Origin of the sequence: Amycolatopsis sp. NPDC005232 (assembly GCF_040607795.1) — a bacterium.
GTDB lineage: Bacteria > Actinomycetota > Actinomycetes > Mycobacteriales > Pseudonocardiaceae > Amycolatopsis.
In genome coordinates this window covers 1-15,236 of the sequence record NZ_JBEXHL010000055.1, presented here as the reverse complement: position 1 = coordinate 15,236, position 15,236 = coordinate 1, and the positions used below count along the sequence as shown (strand labels likewise).

Annotated in this window: 16 protein-coding genes; 7 read left to right on the top strand and 9 right to left on the bottom strand. The window is 71.1% G+C overall.

Going from position 1 to position 15,236, the window contains the following annotated elements; translation table 11 throughout:
- Nucleotides 1-15: 15 nt before the first annotated feature.
- Nucleotides 16-741 (top strand): maleylpyruvate isomerase family mycothiol-dependent enzyme, encoded by a 726-nt coding sequence (locus ABZU76_RS48505; RefSeq protein WP_354884340.1) that lies wholly within the window; start codon nucleotides 16-18, stop codon nucleotides 739-741.
- On the opposite strand, the gene ABZU76_RS48500 is transcribed toward ABZU76_RS48505, so the two are convergent.
- Nucleotides 689-2,080 carry an NtaA/DmoA family FMN-dependent monooxygenase gene (locus ABZU76_RS48500; protein WP_354884337.1) on the bottom strand — a complete coding sequence of 464 codons (1,392 nt, stop codon included), beginning with the start codon at nucleotides 2,078-2,080 and terminating at the stop codon, nucleotides 689-691. The genes ABZU76_RS48505 and ABZU76_RS48500 overlap by 53 nt on opposite strands.
- Nucleotides 2,073-3,200, bottom strand: coding sequence for an acyl-CoA dehydrogenase family protein (locus ABZU76_RS48495; RefSeq protein ID WP_354884334.1), 1,128 nt, complete (start codon nucleotides 3,198-3,200; stop codon nucleotides 2,073-2,075). Before ABZU76_RS48495 ends, ABZU76_RS48500 begins: the two co-directional genes overlap by 8 nt.
- Before the next feature lie 89 nt (nucleotides 3,201-3,289).
- Between ABZU76_RS48495 and ABZU76_RS48490 the strand changes: the two genes are divergently transcribed.
- Nucleotides 3,290-3,919, top strand: coding sequence for a DUF6000 family protein (locus ABZU76_RS48490; protein ID WP_354884331.1), 630 nt, complete (start codon nucleotides 3,290-3,292; stop codon nucleotides 3,917-3,919).
- Nucleotides 3,920-3,923: 4 nt separating this feature from the next.
- Here ABZU76_RS48490 and ABZU76_RS48485 read toward each other — a convergent pair whose 3' ends face one another.
- The 3 genes from ABZU76_RS48485 to ABZU76_RS48475 form a co-directional block, all read right to left on the bottom strand.
- A complete protein-coding gene (locus tag ABZU76_RS48485; RefSeq protein ID WP_354884328.1) occupies nucleotides 3,924-4,937 on the bottom strand; it encodes a hypothetical protein in 1,014 nt (337 codons plus the stop codon).
- 94 nt (nucleotides 4,938-5,031) lie between these two features.
- Nucleotides 5,032-5,472, bottom strand: coding sequence for a nuclear transport factor 2 family protein (locus ABZU76_RS48480; protein WP_354884325.1), 441 nt, complete (start codon nucleotides 5,470-5,472; stop codon nucleotides 5,032-5,034).
- Between the two features lies 1 nt (nucleotide 5,473).
- On the bottom strand, nucleotides 5,474-6,358 hold the full coding sequence (locus ABZU76_RS48475) for a TIGR03619 family F420-dependent LLM class oxidoreductase (RefSeq protein WP_354884323.1): 885 nt from the start codon (nucleotides 6,356-6,358) through the stop codon (nucleotides 5,474-5,476).
- A gap of 142 nt (nucleotides 6,359-6,500) precedes the next feature.
- Between ABZU76_RS48475 and ABZU76_RS48470 the strand changes: the two genes are divergently transcribed.
- Nucleotides 6,501-7,337 carry a hypothetical protein gene (locus ABZU76_RS48470; protein ID WP_354884320.1) on the top strand — a complete coding sequence of 279 codons (837 nt, stop codon included), beginning with the start codon at nucleotides 6,501-6,503 and terminating at the stop codon, nucleotides 7,335-7,337.
- 158 nt (nucleotides 7,338-7,495) lie between these two features.
- On the opposite strand, the gene ABZU76_RS48465 is transcribed toward ABZU76_RS48470, so the two are convergent.
- Nucleotides 7,496-8,260, bottom strand: coding sequence for an SDR family oxidoreductase (locus tag ABZU76_RS48465; RefSeq protein ID WP_354884317.1), 765 nt, complete (start codon nucleotides 8,258-8,260; stop codon nucleotides 7,496-7,498).
- 70 nt (nucleotides 8,261-8,330) lie between these two features.
- Between ABZU76_RS48465 and ABZU76_RS48460 the strand changes: the two genes are divergently transcribed.
- Nucleotides 8,331-8,900 carry a TetR/AcrR family transcriptional regulator gene (locus tag ABZU76_RS48460; RefSeq protein ID WP_354884314.1) on the top strand — a complete coding sequence of 190 codons (570 nt, stop codon included), beginning with the start codon at nucleotides 8,331-8,333 and terminating at the stop codon, nucleotides 8,898-8,900.
- Between the two features lies 1 nt (nucleotide 8,901).
- Here the strand turns inward: ABZU76_RS48460 and ABZU76_RS48455 are convergent, their stop codons facing one another.
- Both ABZU76_RS48455 and ABZU76_RS48450 read right to left on the bottom strand, forming a co-directional pair.
- Nucleotides 8,902-9,711, bottom strand: coding sequence for a DNA-formamidopyrimidine glycosylase family protein (locus tag ABZU76_RS48455; protein WP_354884311.1), 810 nt, complete (start codon nucleotides 9,709-9,711; stop codon nucleotides 8,902-8,904).
- Nucleotides 9,711-10,184, bottom strand: coding sequence for a ribose-5-phosphate isomerase (locus ABZU76_RS48450; RefSeq protein ID WP_354884308.1), 474 nt, complete (start codon nucleotides 10,182-10,184; stop codon nucleotides 9,711-9,713). The genes ABZU76_RS48455 and ABZU76_RS48450 overlap by 1 nt, the downstream gene beginning before the upstream one ends.
- Before the next feature lie 45 nt (nucleotides 10,185-10,229).
- On the opposite strand from ABZU76_RS48450, the gene ABZU76_RS48445 reads away from it, so the two are divergent.
- A complete protein-coding gene (locus tag ABZU76_RS48445) occupies nucleotides 10,230-10,976 on the top strand; it encodes a 2-phosphosulfolactate phosphatase (RefSeq protein ID WP_354884305.1) in 747 nt (248 codons plus the stop codon).
- The gene (locus ABZU76_RS48440; protein ID WP_354884302.1) at nucleotides 10,973-11,776 is read left to right on the top strand and encodes an MBL fold metallo-hydrolase; all 804 of its coding nucleotides are present in this window, start codon (nucleotides 10,973-10,975) and stop codon (nucleotides 11,774-11,776) included. The genes ABZU76_RS48445 and ABZU76_RS48440 overlap by 4 nt, the downstream gene beginning before the upstream one ends.
- Before the next feature lie 4 nt (nucleotides 11,777-11,780).
- Here ABZU76_RS48440 and ABZU76_RS48435 read toward each other — a convergent pair whose 3' ends face one another.
- The gene (locus tag ABZU76_RS48435) at nucleotides 11,781-12,401 is read right to left on the bottom strand and encodes a DsbA family protein (protein WP_354884299.1); all 621 of its coding nucleotides are present in this window, start codon (nucleotides 12,399-12,401) and stop codon (nucleotides 11,781-11,783) included.
- Between the two features lie 182 nt (nucleotides 12,402-12,583).
- Here ABZU76_RS48435 and pepN point away from each other — a divergent pair, with 182 nt between their 5' ends.
- Nucleotides 12,584-15,148: an aminopeptidase N gene (gene pepN, locus ABZU76_RS48430; RefSeq protein WP_354884297.1), complete on the top strand. Its 2,565-nt coding sequence runs from the start codon at nucleotides 12,584-12,586 to the stop codon at nucleotides 15,146-15,148.
- Nucleotides 15,149-15,236 lie beyond the last annotated feature (88 nt).

Here is a 15,236-nt window from a genome sequence, read left to right as displayed (position 1 = left end):
TCCTACGGTACGGCCATGGACACCACCCGACTCGCCGAAGCCCTCCACCACCACACCGCCGCCATCGCCGAAGCCGCGGCCTGCGGCGACCCCGACGCCCGCGTGCCGACGTGCCCCGACTGGCCGCTGCGTGTGCTCGTCGGCCACGTCGGCCAGGCGCACCGCTGGGCGGCGAGCATCGTGCGCTCCGGCCCTTCGCCGGTGCCCGACCCGTTCGACGCGGACCCCGGCGACCCGGCCGGCTGGTCTGCTTGGCTGCGGGCCGGCGCCACGGACCTCGTCGACGCGGTGTCTACGAGCGACAGTCCCGTGTGGACGTTCTTCGGCCAGGGGCCGGCCGGGTTCTGGCTGCGCCGCCTGCTCAACGACGCCGTCGTGCACCACGCCGACGCGGCGGGCCGTGCGTTCTCAGTCGCCCCGGAGCTGGCCGAGGACGTGATCAGTGACTGGTTCGGCCTGCTCGCGAACCCCGCCACGCGGACGCTCAAACCCGACGTCGCCGGGCTCAGCGGCACCGGGCAGACCCTGCGGTTCCTCCCCGACCACGCCGAGGGCTGGCACGTCACCCGCACCCCGGACGGCATCGAGTGGACCCGCGCCACCGCCCCCGCCGACGTCACGCTCTCCGGCCCGCTGACCGACCTCCTGCTCGTGCTCACCCGCCGCCGGCCGGCCGACGACGTGACGATCACCGGCGACCGGGATCTCGTCGACCACTGGCTGGCCCACAGCGCGGCGTGAGCGCCCACGCCGGGTGGTCCCGCGGCGGCTGAGGGCCAACGTTCGGAAAAAGCTTCTCCCGCAACGTCCCCGGCCCGTACTCGCGCTGCATGAGGCCGCGCGCTTGCAGCAGCGGGACGACGTGGTCCACGAACTCGGTGAAGCTCGTCGGCGAGATCACGTACTCGAGGTTGATCCCGTCGACGCCCGCCTCCTGCCAGCGCGCGATGTTCTCGACGATCTGCTCCGGCGTCCCCACCACGCGTTTGCTGGTGCGGCTGAGGATCAGCTCGCCGAGCGTCCAGTCGTCACGGGTGGTCGAGGCGAGGAGCTTGCGCACGGGCTCCGACACCTCGCGCCGGCGCAGGTCGCCGACGAGCGCGTCCGGGTCATCGAGGCCGAAGTCGTGCCCGGCGAAGACCGACGCGCGCGCCAGGTTCCCCTCCACGGTCTGGCGCTCCAGTAGCTCGGCGTGGCGCCGCCGGGCCTCGGCCTCGGTACTGGCGAGCAAGTAGGACTGCGGCACGAAAACCTTGACGTGCGTCGGGTTCCGGCCCTCGGCGGCCGCCACCCGGCGCACGTCGGCAACGATCGGGGCCGCCTCGGCGGGGTCCTGGGAGTTGATGAACAGGCACTCCGCGTACCGGCCGGCGAACGCGCGGCCGGTCGACGAAACACCGGCGTTGAACAGCACCGGCACCCGCTGTGGCGACGGCTCGCTCAGGTGCGGGCCGTCGAGCTGGTAGAACGGTCCATTGTGGACCACGGCGTGCACCTTGGCCGGATCGGCGAATTCGCGCCGCTCACGATCACTCAACACCGCGCCGTCTTCCCAGCTGTGCAGCCACAGCTTCAGCACCGCCTGCGTGAAGTCCTCGGCGCGGCCGTAGCGCTCCGCGTGGCCCGGCAGCCCGCCGTGGCCGAGGTTGCGGCCCGCACCCGGCAGGAACGACGTGACGATGTTCCACGCCACCCGCCCGCCCGTCAGGTGGTCCAGAGTGGACACTTTGCGGGCGAACGGGTACGGGTGCTCTTGCAGGATGTTCTGCGTGAACGTGTAGCCCAGGTGTTCCGTGTGGTAGGCGAGCAGCGGGATCAGCACCGAGGGATCGCCGGTCGGGAACTGCATCCCCTCGCGCACCGCCGCGTCGCGCGAGCCGCGGTAGGTCTCGTACGGGGCGAGGACGTCGGCGAAGAAGAGCGTGTCGAACCGGCCGCGCTCCAGCGTCCGGGCGAGGTCGAGCCACGTCGCGGGGTCGGTGTAGCCGAGCTGACGGCTGTCCGGCTCGGCCCACAACCCCTGCGCGTGGTGAGAGACGGCGAACATGTGGAACGCGTTGAACAGCATCCGCTCAGGCATCGTCGCCCAGCACCTGCGAGCCGATCACGTCCTTGCAGATCTCGGCGGAGTAGGCCATCAGCCAGCCCGCCTGCGCGTCGCGGAACCACCGCTCGATCGGCGACGTCTTCAAGTACCCCGAACCCCCGCCCACGCGCACGCCGAGGTCGGCGATCTCGCGCGCGACGTCGTTGGCCAGCAGCTTCGCGCGCATCGTCGCGGGCAGGAAACCGGGCGAGTTCTCGTCGGCGAGCCAGCACATGTGCTGCGCGAACATCCCCGCGGCCTGCAGCCGGCTCTCCAGCTCGCCGACGCCGAAGCGCACCCACTGCTGCTCCGCCACCGTCCCACCGCCCGGCAGCACCTTCCGGGCGCGCGCGTGCTCCCGCAACGCGGCCAGCGCGCCATCGGCCACCCCCAGCGACAACGCCGCCACCCCCGCCCCGATGTGGTTGGGGCGCCGCCGTTTCGACGGCGGGCAGCGGCGCTCGTGCGGCAGGAGCGTGCCGTCGAAGCGGATCAGCCGGCTGCCGCTCGCGCGCAGGCCCATCGCGTCCCAGCTCGGTTGGAACGTCATCGTCGCGGGATCGGCGTCGAGCCCGAAGAACGTGGAGACGCCGTCGACCTTTGCGTTGACGAGGAAGTGGTCGGCGATCTCGCACCCGGACGAAAAGCGCTTCTCTCCGCTCAGCCGGAACCCGCCTTCGACCGCCTCCGCGGGCTGCTGCGACTGCAGGAACAGGTTCCCGCCCGCCGGCTCGCTCAACGCATTCGCGAACCGCGCCCCGGCCGCCAGCCGCTCGGCGAAAAACCGCGCCACGTCGGGCTCCGACAGCTCCACCAGGCCCGCCGCCGCGCCGATGTGCATCACCCACACACACGCTGTCGACGGGCACGCGGCACTCAGCAGCCGGACGATCGCGCCGTAGCTGCGGTAGCTCAGGTCCTGGCCGCCGTACTGCGCCGGCAGCAACGCGGCGTCGAGCCCACTCGCGTTCAGCCGTCGGAGGTTCTCGACGGGCAGCTCGCCGGTCCGGTCCCGCTCGGCCGTCGTGAGCGCGAACCCGGCGGCAAGGTCCGCCGCGAGGTCCACCCAGTGCTGCTCGTGAGCCGGTGGGCCGAGCGGATGTCCAGCAACCATGACGCCTCCCCTGGTCGGCAACTCCCGACCGGCGATCTTGCCAGGAAAAGGCCTTCGTGGTCAGGCGTCCGCACAGGCAGAATTCCCGCATGCGCAACCACCGGCACGAGCCCGCGCTCAACGCGGCCGTCGAAACGTACGTGACGCCGGGGCGCAGGTACCTGAAGTTGAATCACACCCCGTTCGGGTCCGACCAAGCGGAGAATCGGAACATCGGACGCACGCTGGCGGAGGACTCCGTGCGCATCACCGACGAAGAACTCGAGCTCCTGTTCGGCTACGAATGGCGCGCTCAGCTCACGGCTTCCTGGCTGGTCGCCTTCGCCCGGCGGGAGGCACACCGCGAACGGATCGGCGAGCTGCTCCTCGCGAACGAGCGTATCTACGCAGGGCGCGGTTACTGCTTCGCGCTCGCGCGGTTCGCTACGGAGGAACACGCGCGCCTGCTGGTCGACTACCTCCGCGCGTTCCTGCCACACACCGATCGCGGCGAGCAGGACGCCGCCATGGGCGCTCTCACCTACCTCGACGGGCTGCTCGGCACCACGCACGCGGCTCAGTTCCTGGGCGAGAACGGCGCCTGGGCACCGTGGCTACGCGAAAGGTTCCCACCTCAGCGCGCGGACGAGTGGGCGGCGCTCGATCATTTCCACGACGTCATCGCGGCGCGGTGTGCATTCGCCGACGAGTGCATGAAGGCCCTGCCGCCGGAGCGGTGAAAGCTCAGGGCGTCAGGTCGGCCACCGCCGCGTGCAGGGCCAGCAAGCCAGGCACCGTCTCCGGCGGGCGCCGGCCGAAGCCGCATTCCGTGGCGATGCCGAAGGAGTCCACGGCGGACAGTGCGGCGGCGATGCGTTTGCGCGCACCGGGTTCGCCGTCCGCGACGTGCACGAGGCCCAGGTACAGCTCGGTCTCCGCGGGCAACGCCAGGGAACGCAACGGCGCGAAGTACTCCGGATCCGTCCGGCCGATCGGCACGGGCAGGTGGATCCACCCCAGCGGCCGCGAAAGCCGCGCGGCCAGGGCGTTCGCCACGCGGACCAGGAGCGCGGTGTCCGCGGGCTCGACGAAGTGGCGGCCGCCGCTGTCGCCGTAACACAGGTGGTAGCCGAGGTGGACGTCGGCGGGCACGGCGTTGCCGAGGCGGGTCAGGCGGTCGAGGACGCCGGCCTCGCGATCCGGGACCCAGCTGGGGAAAACGCCCTCCAGCATGCCGAACTCGACGGCGGTGTCCCACTGGATCGCGAGCTGGTCGGCGGGGATGGCGTCGGTGATGAGCTCCAGCTCGCGCAGCATCGCGGTTTCGTAGGCGGGCTCGACGGCGGCCTGGTCGGCGGTGTCCACGTGCAGGCGGATCGGGGCCATGGGCGTGGGGAGGCTGACCTGGAACCGGACGTCCGGCAGCACCCCCGCGGCGCGCAGGCGCCGGAAGACGACCCATGACGACAGCGCCGCCTGGGCGTAGCCGAGGGGGCCGAAGCGCACCGCCGAAGCGGGACCGGCCAGCCGGTACTTGGGTGTGCTGCTGTACTCGCCGCGGTGGACGTCGTCGGTGACCAGGCCGGGGGTGCGCGCGAACACCGCCCGCTGCCAGAACGTCCAGTTCGACCGCACGCCCGTCTCGCCGTCCGTCACCCGCCGGACGAACTCGCCGACGTGGGCCGAGACCGCGCGGAACACCGTCTCCGAGTCCTCGAGCGGCACGCTGCCGACGAGGTGCACACCACGAGCCACCATGCGCCCCACCGTAAGCCCGCGCGCGGGCGTCCCGGAGGTACCGCGAGCCGAACAGTGGCCGGTCAGACCACCCGCGGAGGTGGTATCGGGCAGCTCAGACCTGGCGCGCCGTCGCCATGGCGCGGTCGGTTTCCCAGAAGGCACGCATCGAGGTGATCAGGCCGTCCTCCCCCGCGCGGTAGACGAAGACGCCGTCGGTGTCGACGCGGTAGCCGCCGGGCAGGTAGGTGGTGATGGTGCCGATGTTCGCGCACTCCGCGCCCGCGGCGAACGAGTCGCGGATCACGAACTCGAAGCGCTCCACGTGAGCGATCGTCAGGTCCCAGAACGCGCCGATGCCCTCGCGGCCGTGGTGGCCCTTGCCCTGCTCGTCGAACATCGACGGGCCCACCGGGTCCTCCACCACGGCGTCCGGCGCGAACAACGCCAGCCACCCGTCCTTGTCGCCCGCCGCGACCGACGTCATCGAGCGGAACGACGCCAGGCGAGCCGGCGGCTGGTCCGCGTCGACGTCCCAGCTGACCTCGACACCCATGTCACTCCCCCGATCCGCGGAACTTCGCGATGACCTCTTCACCGAACTTGCGGATCGCGTCGACCTTCGGGCCCGCTTCGGCGTCGAAACCGAGGCCTTCGAACACCCACGGCATCGTGATCGCGTCGGTCACGCCCACCTCGGCCTGCTCGCGGAACCCGTCGAGCCCGAACCGGTCGACGCACACCGCCTGGAACTCGAACGGATCGGCCTCGCGCCCGCCCTCGGCCAGCAGTTCCTTGAGCCGCTTGATCGTGTCGCGCAGCTGGTCGAGCGTCATCATCGCCGACGACCAGCCGTCGCCCACGCGCGCGGCCCGGCGCAGCGCGATGTCGGTGTGGCCGCCAATGTAGAACGGCACGCGCTTCGGCGGCGTCGGGCTCATGCGCAGCTTGTCGAAGTCGAAGAACTCACCGTGGAACTCGACCATGCCGCCGTCGAGGATCAGGCGCAGCACCTCGATGGCCTCGTCGAAGCGCTTGCCGCGCCGCTCGTAGGGCGCGCCGCACCACTCGAACTCCTCCGGCGACCAGCCGATGCCGAGCCCGAGACCGAAGCGGCCACCGGTCAGCGCCGCCACCGAGTTCACCTGACGCGCGAGCAGCACCGGGTTGCGCGAGCCAAGCTTCAGCACGGACGTGTAGAACTCGAGCCGCTCGGTCACGGCGCCCATCGAAGCGGCCGCCACCAGCGGGTCGACCCAGGGCGTCTCCTCGGTCCAGAACCGGCTGCCGTCGGGCGTGTACGGATAGTCCGCGGACACCTTCTCCGAGTAGAAGAGGGAATCCGGCAGGACGATCGAGGAGAATCCGGCCTCCTCGGCGGCGCGGGCGAGCTCGCCCAGCTGATCGAGGGGGTTCATCGCGATCGACAGGGAGAACTTCATCCCCCGACTGTAACGTGTTCTACTTTTCCCGGCCAGAGGTGCTCCAGGTCACCTCCCGGGAACCCTCAGCGTACTGTCCGCGTTGTCCGAATCAAAGGCGGCCACAGGGCCGCTGAGACAAGCTCAACACGTGGAGTGACCCATGGGCACCGCGATCCTGTTGATCGTGCTCGTCGTCGTGATCGTCGGGGGCGGGCTGTACTTCGCCCGGTCGCAGGCCGCTTCGCGGCAGCGGCAGCTCGACGACGCGAAGGCCGACGCGCGCCGCCTCGTCGAACGCCTCGGCGGGCAGGTCCTCAACATCTCCGGCACCGACACGGCCTCACAGCAGGCGATGGCCGACGCCAGCGAGCGCTACAACGCCGCCGGCTCGCAGATGGAACAGGCGCAGACCGTCGAACAGGCTCGGCTGGTGAAGGACACCGCCGTCGAGGGCCTCTACTACGTCCGCGCCGCCCGCACCGCCATGGGCCTCGACCCCGGCCCGGCGCTGCCGGAGGAGGCCGAGCGCGAGCGCGCCGGCAAGGTGACCGAGCACCGCAAGGTCGACGTCGAGGGCCAGCACTACGAGGCCTCGCCCGACCCCGGCCAGGACACGCCGTACTACTACCCCGGCGGCCGCGTGGCGGGGCGTCCGGTGCCGCAGGGCTGGTACAGCGAGCCGTGGTGGAAGCCCGCGCTCGTGGCCGGTGCGTGGGGCCTGGGCTCGATGTTCCTGTTCAGCGCCATGTTCTCCGGCATGGGCGGCATCGCCAGCGCCTCGGCCTGGGAGTCGGGCTACGACGCCGGCCAGCAGGACGCCATCGAGTCCGGCGACCAGGGCGGCGACGGTGGCGATGGCGGTGACGGCGGTGACGGCGGCGGCTTCGACGGAGGCGACGGCGGCGGCCAGGACTTCGGCGGCTTCGACGGCGGCGGGTTCGATGGCGGCGGTTTCGACGGCGGAGGATTCGGCGGCGGCGGCGGTTTCGACTTCTGACCCCACGCAAGACCAAGGATCGAGCACCGTGAAGGGCTCCGCGAGGGACTTCGAGTCCCCCGGGGCCCTTCACGGCTTTCAACGCGAGTGCACGCTGTCGGGGACAGCGTACAACCCCAGGCATACCAGCGGGTTCGGCCACTCCGTCCACATCGGACTCACCCCGTGATCGGCCGGATCCCCACCAGCGTCCCCGACAGGTGTTCGGCCGCCGGGCTGCACAGGAAGGCCGCGAACGGCACGATGTCCTCCGGCTGCCCGACGCGGCCACCCGGGTAGCGCGCGCTCACCCGCGCGATGTGCTCGTCGCTCGCCGCCACGCGCATGCCCGGCGTGACCGTGAGCCCGGGCGCCAGCGCGACCGTGCGGATGCCCTGGTCCGCCAGCTCCTGGTGCACCACGTTGCTCAGCAGGTGCACCCCGGCCTTCGACGCGCCGTACGCACCGGCACCGGGGCCGGCCTGAGTGCCGACCATGCTGCCGACGTAGATGATCCGCCCGCCGCCCCCTCGGATCATGATCGGCGCGAAGTGCTTGGTGACGAGGAAACAGCCGACGAGGTTGCTGTCGAGGATCCGTCGTAGATCGGCCAGCTCGAAGTCGAGCACCTTCATCGTGCCGGCGGGCGGCATCCAGCCGGCGTTGCTGATCAGGGCGTCGACCCGGCCCCAGTGCGCGTCGACGGCGGCGGCCGCGGCGCGGACCTGGTCCTCGTCGGACACGTCCGCCACGACGGCCAGCGGCTTCGGCGCGTCCGGCACCGAAGCGACGATCTCGTCCACGGTGCCGGCCGCCTTCGCCGAGCTGCGCGCGAGCACCGCGATCCGCGCGCCCTCGCGGGCCAGCCCCAGCGCGAGCGTGCGGCCGAGCCCCTGCGCCGCGCCGGTGATGACGATGACCTTGTCGCGGATGTCCACCTGCATGTGCGCTCCTTCAAAGTATGGTCTCCAGCCTAAGTTTAGCCTCCAGCCTAATCTTCGGTACGCTGACTCCGTGACAGGACGACGCGAGGCGAACCGGGCCCGGATGCGGGCGCGCTTGCTCACGGCCGCGCTCAAGCTGTTCGAGGAGGGCGGCTACGAAGCGACGACGATCGACCACATCGCCGCGGAGGCCGACGTCGCGCGCCAGACGGTGCTCAACCACTACCCGCACAAGCGCGATTTCCTCGTCGAATGGGGCCAGGACCGCCGCGACCAGCTGCTCACCGTCGACGATTCCGACGAATCCGCGCGCACGAGGCTGCACCGCTACTTCACCGCGCTGGCGGCCATCAACGAGCGCGAACACACCCTCACCCGGATGCTGCACGTGAGCCTGCGCCACGACGAGGTCGTCGCCCACCAGCACCCCGTGCCCGACGCGACGATCGACGCCATCCGCCAAGGCCAGGACCACGGCGAGCTGCGCTCAGAACTCCCGCCGCGCACGGTCGCAGAAGTGGTCACCGCGATCTACGGCGACACCCTCCGCCGCTGGCTCGCCGACGAAGCGCCGCCGTTCGACCTGGCCGCCGCGCTGGCCGAACGACTCGACCTGCTGCTGGACGGCCTCACCGCGTGACTCAGGCGGGCTGACACGCGGGGCACCAGTACAGGTTGCGTCCCACGAGCTCTTGGTGCGCCACCGGCGTACCGCACACCAGGCACGGCATCCCGGCGCGCCGGTAAACGTACACCTCGCCGCCGTGGCGGTCGTCGCGCGGCGCGCGGCCCTGCGCGGCCGGCATGTGCTCCGGCGCCACCGTGTCGATGCGGCCGATGCGCACGCCGTGGCGCATCAACGTCACCAGGTCGGCCCACATCTCGTCCCACAGCCCGCGATCGAGCGCGCGGCCGGGCACCATCGGGGCGACGCCGTGACGGAACAGAACCTCGGCGCGGTACACGTTGCCGACACCGGCGAGCACCGCTTGGTCCATCAGCAACGCGGCCACCGACGTGCGCGAACGCGAGATCCGGTCCCACGCGAGATCGGGCTTGGCGTCACGGCGCAACGGGTCGGGCCCGAGCCGCGCCTTGATCGCGTCCACCTGGGCCGCGTCGAGCAGCTCACACCGCGTCGGGCCGCGCAGATCGGTCCAGTGCGTGCGCCCGATCAGGCGCATCCGCACCTGGCCCACCGGTTCGGTTTCGGGCAGCGGCGTTTCGCCGAACGTGCCGTACAGGCCGAGGTGGACGTGCACCGTCCCGTGTGGACCGTAGTCGTGGAACAGGTGTTTGCCGTACGCCTCGGCGGACTCCAGCACCTGCCCGTCGAGCTTCGCCGCTTCCTCGTCGAACCGGCCCTGCGGGCTGGACACCGAGACGGGCGCGCCGGCGTAGCGGCGTTTGTGCAGTCGGGCGAGGCGGTGGAGGGTGTGCCCTTCGGGCATCAGGCTTCCGGCAGGGGCGGCGGCGTACCGGTGCGCTCGTAGTCGAGCAGCTGCTGGATCCGGCGCCCGTGGCGCTCCTCCGGCGAAGGCTCGGTGGCCAGGAAGGCTTCGACGATCTCCGTGGCCTGCTCGACGGTGTGCATGCGCGCGCCGACTCCGAGCACCTGCGCGTGGTTGTGCTCACGGCACAGCTGCGCCGTCTCGACGCTCCAGCCGAGACCCGCGCGGATGCCGGGCACCTTGTTGGCGGCGATCTGCTCGCCGTTGCCCGAGCCGCCGATCACGATGCCGAGGCTGCCCTCGTCGCCGGACACGCGCAGCGCCGCGGCCACGCAGTAGGCGGGGTAGTCGTCGACGGGGTCGTAGGTGCGCGGACCGACGTCGACGACTTCGTGTCCCTGGCCCGCGAGGTGGCTGGCCAGGTGGTTCTTCAGCTCGAAACCGGCATGGTCGGATCCCAAGTAGACACGCACAGCGGCGAGTCTGCCATCACCGCCGGTGGCGGGCATGCTCTGGGGGTGGACACGTGGGAGCAGCCGGGACACGGCGTGCGGCTCGAATGGGGCGCCGAAGGCGTCGCGGCGCTCGGCGGCGCGTGCGCGGTGCTCGTGGTGGTCGACGTGCTTTCCTTCTGCACCACCACGGATCTCGTCACCGCGCGCGGCGGCCGGGTGCTGCCGGTGCGCTGGCGCGACGAACGCGGCGTCACCGAAGCGCGAGCCGCGGGCGCGGTCGTCGCGGGTGAGGCAGCGTGGACGCTGCGGCCTTCTTCTGTGACGGACATCCCGTCCGGCACGCTTCTCGCGCTGCCCTCGCCCAACGGCGCCACCCTGACCGCCGCGGCCGCCGCCACCGGCGCCCACGTGCTGGCGGGCTGCCTGCGCAACGCGTCAGCCGTCGCGGCGAAGGCGCTCGAACTGGCGGCCGGGCGGCCCGTCGGCGTGATCCCGGCCGGCGAACGCTGGGGCATCGACCTGCTGGGCGAGCGCAAGCACTTCGGACCCCTGCGCCCGTGTGTGGAAGACCAGCTCGGCGCCGGCGCCATCGTCGCGGCCCTCGCCCACCACAGCCGCACGCTCTCGGCGGAAGCCGCTCTCGCAGCCGCGGCCTACGCGGGCACCGACCTCGCACACGCGCTGCGCACCTGCTCGTCCGGCCGCGAACTGGCCGCGGCGGGCCACCCCGGCGACGTCGAGCTCGCCGCGCAAACAGACGTGAGCACCACCGCGCCCACCCTGCGCGGGAAAACCCTGGAGGCGGAATGACCTGGACCGAAGTGGCCGAAGGCGTGCACGCGCGGCGCTACGAAGAGCTCGACCTGACCACCGGGCTGGTGATCGGCGCCGAGCGCTGCCTGGTGATCGACACACGCGGCGACGTCGACCAGGGCGCGGAGCTCGCCGCGGCTGTGCGGGAGCTGACGGACCTGCCGTGGAGTGTCGTCTACACGCACGCGCACTTCGACCACAGCTTCGGCACCACGCCGTTCCTGCCGTGCGACGTCTGGGCCCACGAACGTTGCCTGCGCGAGCTGCTGGACCACGGCGAAACCGCGAAAGCCAAGTGGAGCGCGCGCTACCGCGCGGAAGGCAGGCCGGAGATCGCCGACGCCCTCGACCGGACCGGCCTCATGCCGCCCGACCGGCTCGTGACCGACCGGGCCGAGCTCGACCTCGGCGGCCGCACCGTCGTGCTCGTGCACCCCGGCCGCGCGCACACCGACCACGACCTGGTGGTGCACGTGCCCGACGCGGGTGTCGTGTTCGCCGGCGACGTGGTGGAGCACGGGCCCGAGGGCTTCACGGAGTACTCGTTCAGCGACGAGACGCACCTGGGCGAGTGGCCGGGCGCGCTCGAGGCGATCCTCGCGCTCGACCCGCGGATCGTGGTGCCCGGGCACGGCGAGCCCGTGGACCCCGGGTTCGTCCGGGAGCACCGCGATGGGCTGCGCCGGCTCAACGAGCTGAAGGCCGCCGTGGTGGCCGGGGCCAGCGGGGCGGACGAGGCCGCGGCGGCCTCGCCCTACCCCGCCGGCGTCACGAGGGCCGCGTTCGCGACCCCGTGAGACGTCAGTCGAAGTTCAGCTCACCCGTGCGGGTGCGCTTGAGCTCGAAGAAGTCCGGGTAGCTCGCCATCGCGACGGCGCCGTCGAACAGCTTCAGGGCGTCGTCGCCCCGCGGGATCGAGCTGAGCACCGGGCCGAAGAACGCGACGCCGTCGATGTGGATGGTCGGCGTGCCGACGTCCATGCCGACCGGATCCATGCCCTCGTGGTGGCTCTTCTTCAACGCCTCGTCGTACTCGGTCGAGTCGGCGGCCTCGATCAGCTCGGGCGGCGCGCCGACGGCCTCGAGCGTTTCCTTGAGGACGACGTCGAAGTCCTTGTTGCCCTGGTTGTGGTAGCGCGTGCCGAACTCCGTGTAGAAGTCGCGCAGCGCCTCTTCGCCCTTCGCGGCGGCCAGCGCGGTGGCCACGCGGACCGGGCGCCAGCCCTTGTCCATCAGTTCCTGGTAGCGCTCCGGCAGCTCTTCCCGGCCCGAGTTGAGCACGGACAGGCTCATGATCCGGAAGTTCAGGTCCAGCTCGCGGTGCTTCTCGACCTCGAGGATCCACCGCGAGGTGATCCACGCGAACGGACAGATCGGATCGAAATAGAAGTCCACCTTGGTGGGCTGGGACGCAGCGGTCATCTCAACGAGCTCCTCGCGAGGTTGGACGTCGGCAGGCATGCCTTTTGCAGAGGGGGTGTCCCCCAATGACGGCCAACGCGCGCGACAGGCCCGGTTGTTCCCCGTCGCCCGAGGACCGCTTCGCATGATTGGATGCAGGACAGCCCGAAAACCGCAACCGGAATCGAAGACCAGAGGTGCCCGTGCCCGCCCCCAACCTGACTCGTGACGAAGCCAAGCAGCGCTCCGGCCTGCTGGATGTCGCGTCCTACGACATCGTGCTGGACCTGACCGACGGCCACGGCGGTCCCGGTGAGAAGACCTTCCTCTCCACCACCACAGTGCGCTTCTCCGCCACCCGGCCGGGCGAGTCGTCGTGGATCGACCTCGTCGCCGAGGGCGTCCGCTCCGCCGTGCTCAACGGCGCCGAGCTCGACGTGAGCACCTACGTCGAGGACAAGGGCATCGCGCTGCCCGGGCTCGCCGCGGACAACGAACTCGTGGTGACCGCGGACTGCCGGTACACGAACACCGGCGAAGGCCTGCACCGCTTCGTCGACCCGGTCGACAACGGCGTGTACCTCTACACGCAGTTCGAGACCGCCGACGCGAAGCGCATGTTCGCCTGTTTCGACCAGCCCGACCTGAAGTCGCTGTACAAGCTCACGGTCCACGCGCCGCGCGACTGGAAGATCGTGTCCAACGCGCTCGTCGAGACCGAAGAGGACACTCCCGACGGCGCGCGGGTGACGAACTTCGCCGTGTCCGAACGGATCTCCACGTACCTGGTCGCGCTCATCGCCGGCCCGTACGCCGAGTGGCGCGACGAGTTCTCCGACGCCCACCGCACGATCCCGCTCGGCATCTACTGCCGCGCGTCGCTCGCCGAGCACATGGACGCCGACCGGCTGTTCGTGGAGACCAAGCAGGGCTTCGGCTTCTTCCACGAGAAGTTCGGCACGCCCTACCCGTTCTCCAAGTACGACCAGCTGTTCGTGCCGGAGTTCAACGCGGGCGCGATGGAGAACGCCGGCGCTGTGACCTTCCTGGAGGACTACGTCTTCCGCAGCCGCGTCACGCGCTACGCCTACGAGCGCCGCGCCGAGACGCTGCTGCACGAGATGGCGCACATGTGGTTCGGCGACCTGGTCACCATGCGCTGGTGGGACGACCTGTGGCTCAACGAGTCGTTCGCGACCTTCGCGAGCGTGTTCGCGCAGGCCGAGGCCACCGAGTACAAGAACGCGTGGACCAGCTTCGCGAACATCGAGAAGTCTTGGGCCTACCGCCAGGACCAGCTGCCCTCCACGCACCCGATCGCGGCCGACATCGTCGACCTGCACGCCGTCGAGGTGAACTTCGACGGCATCACCTACGCCAAGGGCGCGAGCGTCCTGAAGCAGCTCGTGGCCTACGTGGGCATCGAGCACTTCCTCGACGGCCTGAAGGTCTACTTCGGAAAGCACGCGTGGGGCAACGCCACGCTGGCCGACCTGCTGGCCGCGCTGGAAGAGGCGTCCGGGCGCGACCTGTCGTGGTGGAGCGCGCAGTGGCTCGAGACCACGGGCCTCAACTCGCTCAGCCCGCGCTACGAGGTGGCGGCAGACGGCACGTTCGCGTCGTTCGCCGTGGTGCAGACGGGCGCGAAGCCCGGTGCGGGCGAGCTGCGCACGCACCGCGTCGCGGTCGGCGTGTACGACGACGACTCGGGCAAGGTCGTGCGCACGGAGCGCGTGGAGCTCGACGTCTCCGGTGAGCGCACAGAGGTGCCGCAGCTGGTCGGCAAGCCGGCGGGCAAGCTGGTGCTGGTCAACGACGACGACCTCACCTATTGCACGATGCGCCTCGACCCTGCGTCGTTGACCACGCTGATCGACCGGATCGCCGACATCGTCGAGCCGCTGCCCCGCACGCTGTGCTGGTCGGCCGCGTGGGAGATGACGCGCGAAGCCGAGCTCAAGGCGCGCGACTTCGTGACGCTGGTGGCGCGCGGCATCCACGCCGAGAGCGAGGTCGGCGTGGTGCAGCGGCTGCTGCTGCAGGCGCAGACGGCGCTGAACTCGTACGCGGACCAGAAGTGGGCCGCCGAGCAGGGCTGGCCGGCGCTCACCGGGCGGCTGCTGGAGCTCGCCCAGGGCGCCGAAGCCGGGTCCGACCACCAGCTGGCGTTCGTGAACTCGCTGGCCGGCGGCGTGCTCGACGAGGCGACGCTGGGTGTCGTCGCGGGCTGGCTCGACGGCTCCGCGCCGCTGCCCGGCCTCACGGTGGACACCGACCTGCGCTGGCGCCTGCTGCAGGCGCTCGTCGCCCACGGCAAGGCCGGCACCGCGGACATCGAAGCGGAGCTGGCCAAGGACGACACGGCCGCGGGCCGCCGGCACGCCGAGCGGTGCCGCGCGCTGCAGCCGACCGCCGAGGCCAAGGCCGACGCGTGGCAGCGCGCCGTCTACGACGACGAGATCCCCAACGCCGTCAGCGACGCCCTCATCTCGGGCTTCTCGCACCCGGGCCAGAAGCAGCTGCTCGGCAGCTACGTCGAGCGCTACTTCGAGGTCATCGACGAGGTGTGGACGCGCCGCTCCAGCGAGCGCGCCCAGCCGACCGTGATCGGGCTCTACCCGTCGTGGGCCGTGGAGCCGGCAACGGTGACCGCTTCCGACGAGTGGCTCAAGACCGAGCACCCGGCCGCACTGCGCCGGCTCGTGTCCGAAGGCCGCGCCGGCATCGTCCGCGCGCTCGCGGCGCGGGAGTTCGACAGCCAGGTCTGACGGTGGTGGGGTCGTGCAGCAGGCCCGCAGCCCGTTTTCCCAGGAATACATCCAGAACACGGTGCTCAAGCACACCGAAGTGGCCATG